Annotated in this window: 7 protein-coding genes and 1 pseudogene; 3 read left to right on the forward strand and 5 right to left on the reverse strand. The window is 54.2% G+C overall.

Translation table 11 applies throughout. From position 1 onward, the window contains the following. Nucleotides 1–117 precede the first annotated feature (117 nt). Nucleotides 118–1,476 carry a sigma-54 dependent transcriptional regulator gene (locus tag QPL96_RS17170; RefSeq protein WP_303288538.1) on the reverse strand — a complete coding sequence of 453 codons (1,359 nt, stop codon included), beginning with the start codon at nt 1,474–1,476 and terminating at the stop codon, nt 118–120. Then, on the reverse strand, nt 1,451–3,211 hold the full coding sequence (locus tag QPL96_RS17175) for a PAS domain-containing sensor histidine kinase (RefSeq protein ID WP_303288539.1): 1,761 nt from the start codon (nt 3,209–3,211) through the stop codon (nt 1,451–1,453). Before QPL96_RS17175 ends, QPL96_RS17170 begins: the two co-directional genes overlap by 26 nt. A gap of 481 nt (nt 3,212–3,692) precedes the next feature. Between QPL96_RS17175 and QPL96_RS17180 the strand changes: the two genes are divergently transcribed. Further along, on the forward strand, nt 3,693–3,992 hold the full coding sequence (locus tag QPL96_RS17180) for a DUF1778 domain-containing protein (protein ID WP_303288540.1): 300 nt from the start codon (nt 3,693–3,695) through the stop codon (nt 3,990–3,992). Continuing rightward, on the forward strand, nt 3,967–4,494 hold the full coding sequence (locus tag QPL96_RS17185; protein WP_303288541.1) for a GNAT family N-acetyltransferase: 528 nt from the start codon (nt 3,967–3,969) through the stop codon (nt 4,492–4,494). The genes QPL96_RS17180 and QPL96_RS17185 overlap by 26 nt, the downstream gene beginning before the upstream one ends. 612 nt (nt 4,495–5,106) lie before the next feature. Here the strand turns inward: QPL96_RS17185 and QPL96_RS17190 are convergent. From QPL96_RS17190 to QPL96_RS17200, 3 genes and pseudogenes are all read right to left on the reverse strand, one after another. Then, nucleotides 5,107–6,375: a type II toxin-antitoxin system HipA family toxin gene (locus QPL96_RS17190; RefSeq protein WP_303288542.1), complete on the reverse strand. Its 1,269-nt coding sequence runs from the start codon at nt 6,373–6,375 to the stop codon at nt 5,107–5,109. Next, on the reverse strand, nt 6,365–6,721 hold the full coding sequence (locus tag QPL96_RS17195) for a helix-turn-helix transcriptional regulator (RefSeq protein ID WP_303288543.1): 357 nt from the start codon (nt 6,719–6,721) through the stop codon (nt 6,365–6,367). Before QPL96_RS17195 ends, QPL96_RS17190 begins: the two co-directional genes overlap by 11 nt. Before the next feature lie 178 nt (nt 6,722–6,899). Beyond that, nucleotides 6,900–7,367 (reverse strand): annotated as a pseudogene (locus tag QPL96_RS17200) (transposase); the annotation flags it as partial. Between the two features lie 131 nt (nt 7,368–7,498). Between QPL96_RS17200 and QPL96_RS17205 the strand changes: the two are divergent. Beyond that, nucleotides 7,499–7,900 (forward strand): hypothetical protein, encoded by a 402-nt coding sequence (locus QPL96_RS17205; protein ID WP_303288544.1) that lies wholly within the window; start codon nt 7,499–7,501, stop codon nt 7,898–7,900. The last annotated feature ends 122 nt before the right edge of the window (nt 7,901–8,022 follow it).

An 8,022-nucleotide genomic window follows, 5' to 3' on the forward strand; every position in this document is an offset into this window, starting at 1 on the left:
GGCGCATTCAGGCGGGGCGCAAGACGAATGAGGCTTCCCCGTCTCTACATCAGGCGGCGTTGTGAGCGCAAAGCGCTCAGAGCGGGCGGCGGCAGTGAGCGCTCTTCGCTCAATTATTCAGGTAATCCCCAAGCGTTGCAGACGGCGTTTGAAGGCATGCCGGGAAAGCCCCAGCTGTTCGGCCGCCTTACCCTTGTGGCCGTCGGTTTTTTCCAGGGCCTCCAGCACCAGCTGACGCTCCGCACGCTGAAGGTGCTGGTCAAGGGAGGATTCCCTCAACTGCTTGTTGTCTCCCGTAGACACGCTGGCTGCGTGGAATTCGGCGGGAAGGTGCTGCGGCTGGATCAACTGGCCGGGGTAGAGAATGGTCAGGCGCTCCACCAGATTGCGTAACTCACGAACATTGCCCGGCCAGCTGTAGGCCAGCATTAAATTCAGGGCCTCCAGGGGTATCTTGATAGGACGGCAGCTTTCTTCCCGGGCCTGTGAGTCAATGAAGGCGTCCAGCAATTCATGAAGGTCATCGCCTCGCTCGCGAAGCGGCGGGATCGTCATTGCAATGACATTTAGCCGGAAATAGAGGTCTTCCCGGAAATGACCCTGGCGGACTTCATCTTCAAGGGATCGATTGGTGGCCGCAATGACCCGCACATCCGCGATATGGTTGCTGCCGCCGCCGCCAACCGGCCGGTAGTCACCGTTTTCCAGAAAGTGCAGAAACTTTGCCTGCAGTGGGAGAGGCAATTCTCCGATTTCATCCAGAAACAGGGTGCCCCGGTGGGCCATAGCCACCAAGCCGGAGCGCTTTTGGTGAGCGCCGGTGTAGGCCCCTTTCTCGGCACCAAACAATTCCGCTTCGATGAGCTGTTCTGGCAGTGCGGCGCAGTTGATCTCAACAAAGGCTTCGGAGGATCGCGCGCTTTGTTCATGGATGGCTCGGGCCACGACGGCCTTGCCGGTGCCAGACTCGCCCAGCAGCAGAATTCTGCCTGCACTGCTGCTGGCAACGCGCTGGATCGTTTGCCAAAGATGGGTCATGGCCTCACTTGAGCCTATCAGGCCGGACGAGGAGGCCCCTCGGGTGCGATGGTAGGTGAGCTCTTCCTGCATGCGGGTGCGCTCAGTGATGTTCTGTATCAGGTGAAGTAGTTCGTCAAGTGCAAAGGGTTTGGTGAGGTAGTCGGTAGCGCCGGCCTTTACTGCCTGCACCGCCGCCCGGGTATCGCCATGGGCGGATATCATCACCACAGGTAGTTCAGGATACAGCCGGACAGCTTCGTACAGGACATCCATGCCGCTCATTTCTGGAAGCCGCAAATCGAGCAGCATCAAGTCTGGCAGATTTTTCGCCAGAGCTGCCAGGCCCGCTTCACCGGTGTAGGCGCACTGGCTTTGGATACCGGCCTGGTTCAGGGCGAAGGTGAGTGAGCGGACAAAGCGTTGTTCGTCATCAACGATCAGAATCTGTGAGCGCATGTTGGTTGTCAGTAGTTCGTTGTTTTTGTGTTTTCTGCTGTAGTAAAAGGTTATCACTGTTTGCTGTCGGCAGGGTGACGGAAACTGTGGTGCCCCCTCCCTCGGTGCTCTGGATCAGCAAATCGCCCTTATTAAGCTCAATCAATTGGCGAGTGATGCTCAGTCCTAGGCCGATACCTTCCTGCCGGGTCGTGAAGAAGGGTTCCGTGACCCGCTGCAGGACGCTTTCATGCATGCCGCAGCCATTATCGTTGATATCTACGGTAACCCGGTCCCCGTGGCGGAATGCCCGCAGCTGAACGACGCCCCCGGGTTCGCAGGCCTGAATGGCATTGGCTACCAGATTGACCAGGCACTGGATGACTTGGTCGGGGCTGGCGTAAATGGACTGTCGTGCATCGCCGCTGGCGCTTACCGTCACCTCATGGGTTTCTGCCAGCCCGGTGGTGAGTACGGAGGTATGGCGGAATACCCGTCTGATATCGACTTGCTCAGGGGCCCCGGCGACCGGACGGGCGTAATCGAGCAAGTTACCGACCACGCGGTTGAGGCGATCAATTTCATCCTCCACGGAGATCAGCAGATCCCGTCGCTGGTCATCGGTTTCCCCTTTTTCCAGTGCCTGAACCGTCAGCTTGATGGTAGCCAGCGGATTGCGCACCTCATGGGCGACCCCCGTGGCGAACTCCCCCAGCACAGCGAGATTTTCCGCCTGAACCGTGCGCTGGATCATTTCTTGCAGGCGGTCTGCCATGGCGTTGAAGGCGTGTGCCAACACATCGATCTCATCCTTATCGTTCCTTGGTGCCTGCAGACGAAATTTCAGGTCACCGGAGGCAAAGGCTTCGGCGCCTTCGGTCAGCCGGGCAACCCGCCGACGCAGACTCCTCGCCAGTGCCCAGAATAAGGCCACCGTGCCCAGGACCATTACGCTGGCCAAAGCATAGAGTCCGAGCTGGGCATCTCGCAACGGGCTCAGGATTTCACTCGTGGAAACCACGTAATCAATACGCCAGCCGGGCAGCACTTCCGGCCCGGTACGCAGAGCCTCCGGCGCGGTTGTCTGCAGGTTGCCCGTGGCATCGAGCAGGTCGCCTGCGGGGGTGCGCAAAAAGGATTTCAGAACGCCGGCCAGGTTTTCGGTGCGCATCAATTCGGTGAGAGACGCTAACCGCACATGCAGGCCAATGGAGCCCTCAATAGCCTGAATGGCACTGTTCCTCAAAGGTTGACGGATTAACAGCCAAGCGGGGCCGTCGCCATCGGGCAGGTAGGGGCCGATGATCTCACTGCTGCCAAAAGTGACGGTGGGCAGGCCCTCCAGTGACCAGTTCTCACGGCTCCAGTAGGGGCTGCCAGATGCGGCCTGACCCGGAATAACATCGGTCAGTTCCTCATTGCCGTCGAAAAACAGAACGCCGTAGAGGTCCGGTGAATCCGCCTCCACCCGTACCAGTTCTTTGACACCTTCGGGCACCGCATCGTTGTATGAAAGATACAGGGGAGTAGAGGGGTGGGTGGACAGGGTTTCAAGCTGGTAGATCCGGTTCTCGATAAAATTGGTCAAACGATTGACATTGCCGGCGACCTGGGCCTCAAGGCGCTCCCCGGCGAGACGCTCAGTCAGCAAGTCCGAGACTGTGGCGTAAAGCGCGCTGAGCAACGCAACCGAACCAACCATCAGTGTTAGCGAGAGAAAAGTGTAACGGCCTACCAGACTGAATCTGGGTTTCATGGCAACCTCATTATTGTTAGGCAGCGATAGTTTCAATCATAGTTCCAGATTCTGTAGGTCGTAGCACAGTACCGCCGGTGCCATTATACCGCCTGAGACCCTGCTGTTGCAGGCTTTGAGGTCAATGCAAGCCGCGCGAAGTCGCGGATTCAGGAATAATAAAAGCAGGATTTTTTACAGTACTAACCTAGAGTCCAGAAAACGACCGTTTGTTGTGTCTTATAGGCGTGTGCCAATTTGGCACTTATTGTTGACTCGAATTTTCGTGTGCGCCATTATGGCACCATAGAATAGGTTAAGTAGCAGGTATATTTTGGATACAAAAACGTAACTCTAGAAATAGGGCAATGCGTTAAACGCCGTAACCCGAACAACGCCGTAACCCGAACAAATAGGGGCAATGCGGATCGATACAGTAAACCAAAGGGGAGACGATGCAGTAGGGACCTAACCAGTCCAGTTCCACGCATCGATAAAAAATATGATGAATATGCAAAGCAAAGACACACGCTTAGTGGCGCGTGTCGACGAAGAAACCCAAAAATTCATTGCGCATGCGGCGGAGTTGACGGGGCGCAGCCTAAGTCAGTTCCTGATTTATGCAGCCAAGAAAGAAGCGATGGAAGCCGAGCGCCAGGCTGTTCAAATTCGAGTCTCACGAAAAAGTGCGGATAGAATGCTGGCACTTCTGGACAATCCAGAGCCGATTAACCCGGAACTCCGGGCTGCTGCGCTTAAACACAGGAAGTTAGCGCGTGACTTTAAAGACAGAAGAAATTAATAAGAAACACAACCGCCGGAAGTTTGATTGCGGCAAAGAGGCATTAAACGAGTTTCTGAAGAAAATTGCTCGGCAGAGCAATGAAAAAATGGCAACTCGTACCTATGTCCTCATTGAGGATGACCCAACAGAAATTCTTGGGTATTACACCCTCCTCCCCAGTACGGTGGCCTTTCCTGAAGGGCATCCTCTTCAGAAAAGGTATCCGACAGATCCCCCTGTTTATCGTCTAGCTCGCCTGGCCATTGATAATTCCGCAAAAGGATATGGCTTGGGTGCATATCTTCTAATTGAGTCTTTAGAGCGAATTGTTGACGCCTCCCTATCTGTCGGCGGAATCGGCTGCGCGGTGGATGCCAAGGACGATGATTCAAAACGATTCTATGAAAAGTATGGTTTCATCCCCATCGATAATGTTGACGGCGATCCATTAGCACTTTGGCTCCCAATCGATCAATGCATTGAGGCTGTAGACCTTGCTGCATATTCCGGCCCATTATGAACACCCACTCCGGACGAACGTGAACACCCATTCTGGCTTAACGTGAACAGTCATTCTGGTCGAAAATGAACGCTTTTCGGTGATTTTGCGTAAACCGCTGAAGGTTGCCACCCATTCCACGTTTTCGATTGAAACTGGTTATGCCGTCATCTGTGGATTCTGCTGAACGGAAAGCAGCTTGGGATTTTTGGCGAAGAGGGTTTTCTTTCTATCCGCTCCAAATGAAAGACGAGGTGGCCGCGGCGCTCAGACAGATGGGGCGAATAGAACTCTCTATATTGGCTTACAAGGGCAGATCGCCTGCAAGGAGCGACACTAAAAGAATAAACAGTCGGCCAGGCGATTGGGGATTCAGGCTTTGGCTATATTTGATTGCAATTGCTATTGGGTGGGGAGAGGGTGATAAGCTCGACCAGAGCGAAGATCAGCAAGCCTTTATACAGGCCAACTGGCCTTGAGCAGTATTGTAAAGTTTTCTCGGGTGCGAAGGCTGGAGCGCCGTCTTTGAATGCCATATAAGGCCTTATATGGCGATGGTACTAACGCGTGATGCCCCATCTGGTCAGGCGTCTGGGTAGCTCTCTCGAGTTCAGCTGCACGGCACGAGGCGTTTTACAGCGGATTTTCGTTATGATCTCCTCCCTCGTATATGGAGGGGTTCAGGAATTGCCTCTTCCAGAAGAATTTCTTTTCCAGCTCGGTCATTTTTGCTTCTTCACAAGCCTGATCCCAGTGAGCTCTGATCGTCTCTTGCAATGATTCAATGTTCTCATTGGCCTGAACCTCGGTGAGATTGAACTTGTGAGCTGCTTTCTTGCACAGAGCCAAGGTGCTTTGGTTATTGCCGTCAATGAGTGCCATAGCCTGGCTGGCAATGCCTGTTGATCGATTCTGCGGACAGATGTCGTATGCGGGTGTGAGCTCCAGGGCATTGCCATCATAGAATGCCGCGTGATTTCGAGCATGGTCGTCCGTATTGCCGCACAGTATGTTGAACACCATGCGACGATACAGTTCCTGGAGGGTTTGCGTTGGGTTGTGGAATTTCTGGCGAATCAAGTCCGTAAGCTCCTCGTAACTGGCATAGCGGGCGTACATTTCGTCCAACTGAAAAAGAGTCAGGGCAGAGAGCATGAGCTTTCGTTGAAACTGATCATCCTTGGGGATGCGGTCGAAGCGTTCAACCAGCAGCACATCCCGACCAGCAGCCGACTCCATCCGCACCGGAGCGACGTTGATTCCGGCGAGTTCCGCCAGACGCATTGCCACATATTCGGCCTTCACGACATTCTGGGTGTCCGTGGTTGATGAAAACTTGGCGACGTACTTCTTCTTGCCATCTTGCACCAAAGCCTTTGGGCGGGCACCGCCAATCGACGTGCCGTGGTTCAGTGCCCGGTCCAGCTCTGGCGTCAGAGGGAGGCCTTTTTGTACGCGATCAGAAGCTTCCAGGAGTTCTGCGATCAACGCACTGTCAGTCTCTCTTGGTACGTAGGTATTCGGAGATTCTTGGAAGTCCAGAGCGCCGATTCGATCACTGCCGGATTCGATTAAATAAGTCAGTTCATCCAATTCAGCAGTGTCGGCATCACTACCCATCATTCGATGAATGATGACCCTGCGTCCCCAGGCGTCAGGCGAGCCATCTCTGAGGCAACTTGGCATAGTCATGTCGTTCACTGGGCGGTGTGAGCCTTTTCGCAAGGGCAATTCGTCCGGGTTTAGTGAGATTGCTTTCTGATTTTGCAAATAGCTGTTGCCATAATTGAAATACAGGCTGCCCTGTTTAGTCCGATAGATTCGGCCAGCCGCTACCGGATCGACTTCGCCGGGCAGCCAGACCCAGACGTAGAGTTCGTGCCGAGAGTTCTTAGAAGTCATCTTTTACGGTCTCCTTTGGCTTCCGGGCGGATTGTGGAAGAAGTGCCTCTTTTTGAAGGGCTTCACCGATCTTGTATTTCAGATACTTCGGGTTTGGAGTGTCTGCATTCTCTGGCTGGAAAAGCGGCACTCCAACGATAAACGCGAGTTCGAACGCCACGCCGATTTCACCCGTTAATCCCCCTTTTTCGACACGGCGGACAAAATTGGGCGAGGTGCTTGCCCGCTCGGCCAGCTCTTCAACGGACATGCGTTTTTCTTTTCGTGCGTTCCTAATGAGCATGCCCAGCAGGCGGCAGGCTTCTTTCGTATAAAGGCTGTAATTTCTGACTTTTTTCCGGGGCATTCCATTCACCTATGGCGCGTGAGCTGAGCTTGTCATTCATTGTTGAACGATTTTAGTCTCTATTTCTTTTGATGACAATTTCCATTCACTGTTGAATGTTTAGGCTGCTTTATCGTTCACTGATGAATGTTTGCGTGCTTATTCTGGCGGAGTTATTGTCAAATCTGGTTATGAGGCTTCAGGCAGCGTTCCTGTCAGATTGATCATCCACCCGTTCTCCATCCCGAAACTGTACATTGTTCACGACCAGCCTCAGTCGGTCGAACCCCTTGATCCGCTTCCAGCGTTTCTGGGCGGACTGGAGCAGTTTGAACACCATCGATAACGTGGTGTCGCGGGAGCCGCAGGATCGGCTCCGTTTGGTTCTCAGCCGTACTGTGGCGAAGGTGGATTCGATCGGGTTGGTGGTCCGCAAGTGAATCCAGTGAATCGCCGGAAAATCGTAGAAGGCCAGCAACTCGTCACGGTCCTTCTCCAGATTTTCCATGGCTTTTGGGTATTTGTCCCGGAACCGCCGCAGGGTACTGTCAAAAGCCTTGTGAGCGCTGTCACGGGTCTCTGCTAAATAGATCTCATGCAGTGCTGACTTCACCTTCTGCTGTACCGATTTGGGCAATTTATCCAACACGTTAGCCGTCTTGTGGACCTTATGCCTACCTCCGAATTATGCCGATGTTGCGTGGCTCAACCTTGCCTGGGGCGGAGATCGCGCTCGTGAGGTCGGCATAATCCAAGCGACTCTTCTCCATCCTAACAACCGTGGAAGGAGAAACCTCGATGTCCAACCCATCACGGGTCCGCATGACCGGGCCGCTCACACCCTATGCCCAGGGCTTCGCTGCCGAGTTGGCCCGACAGGGCTACCGGCCGAACGCCGCTGCGAACCAACTCCAGTTGATGGCTCACCTGAGTCGGTGGCTCGCCACCCAAGGCATTGATGCCGAGACATTGACCCGCCCGATTCTCGGCAATTTCCTGTCGACCCGACGCGCACAGGGCTACAGGCTGTGGCGGTCATCCAAGGCGTTGAGGTCATTTCTCGGCTACTGGTGTGATCTTGGATTCACATTGGCTGAGTCCGAGATCGAGCGCGATCCGGCAGAGGATCTGCTCGTCTGCTACCGCTCATACTTACTGAACATACGGGGCCTGGCCGACGCCACTGCTCGGGGAAACTAGCTTAGTTTCCGTCCATAAACGGCGTGTTTTCAAGGTGACCCACCCAGCCAGGTGAGTCAATTTGTCTATTTTCGCCGACTTTATGCCGACTGCATCGCAGTTTGCAGGCCTGCGTCACCCTT

This window comes from Marinobacter sp. SS8-8 (assembly GCF_030540945.1).
In the GTDB taxonomy this organism is placed as follows: domain Bacteria; phylum Pseudomonadota; class Gammaproteobacteria; order Pseudomonadales; family Oleiphilaceae; genus Marinobacter.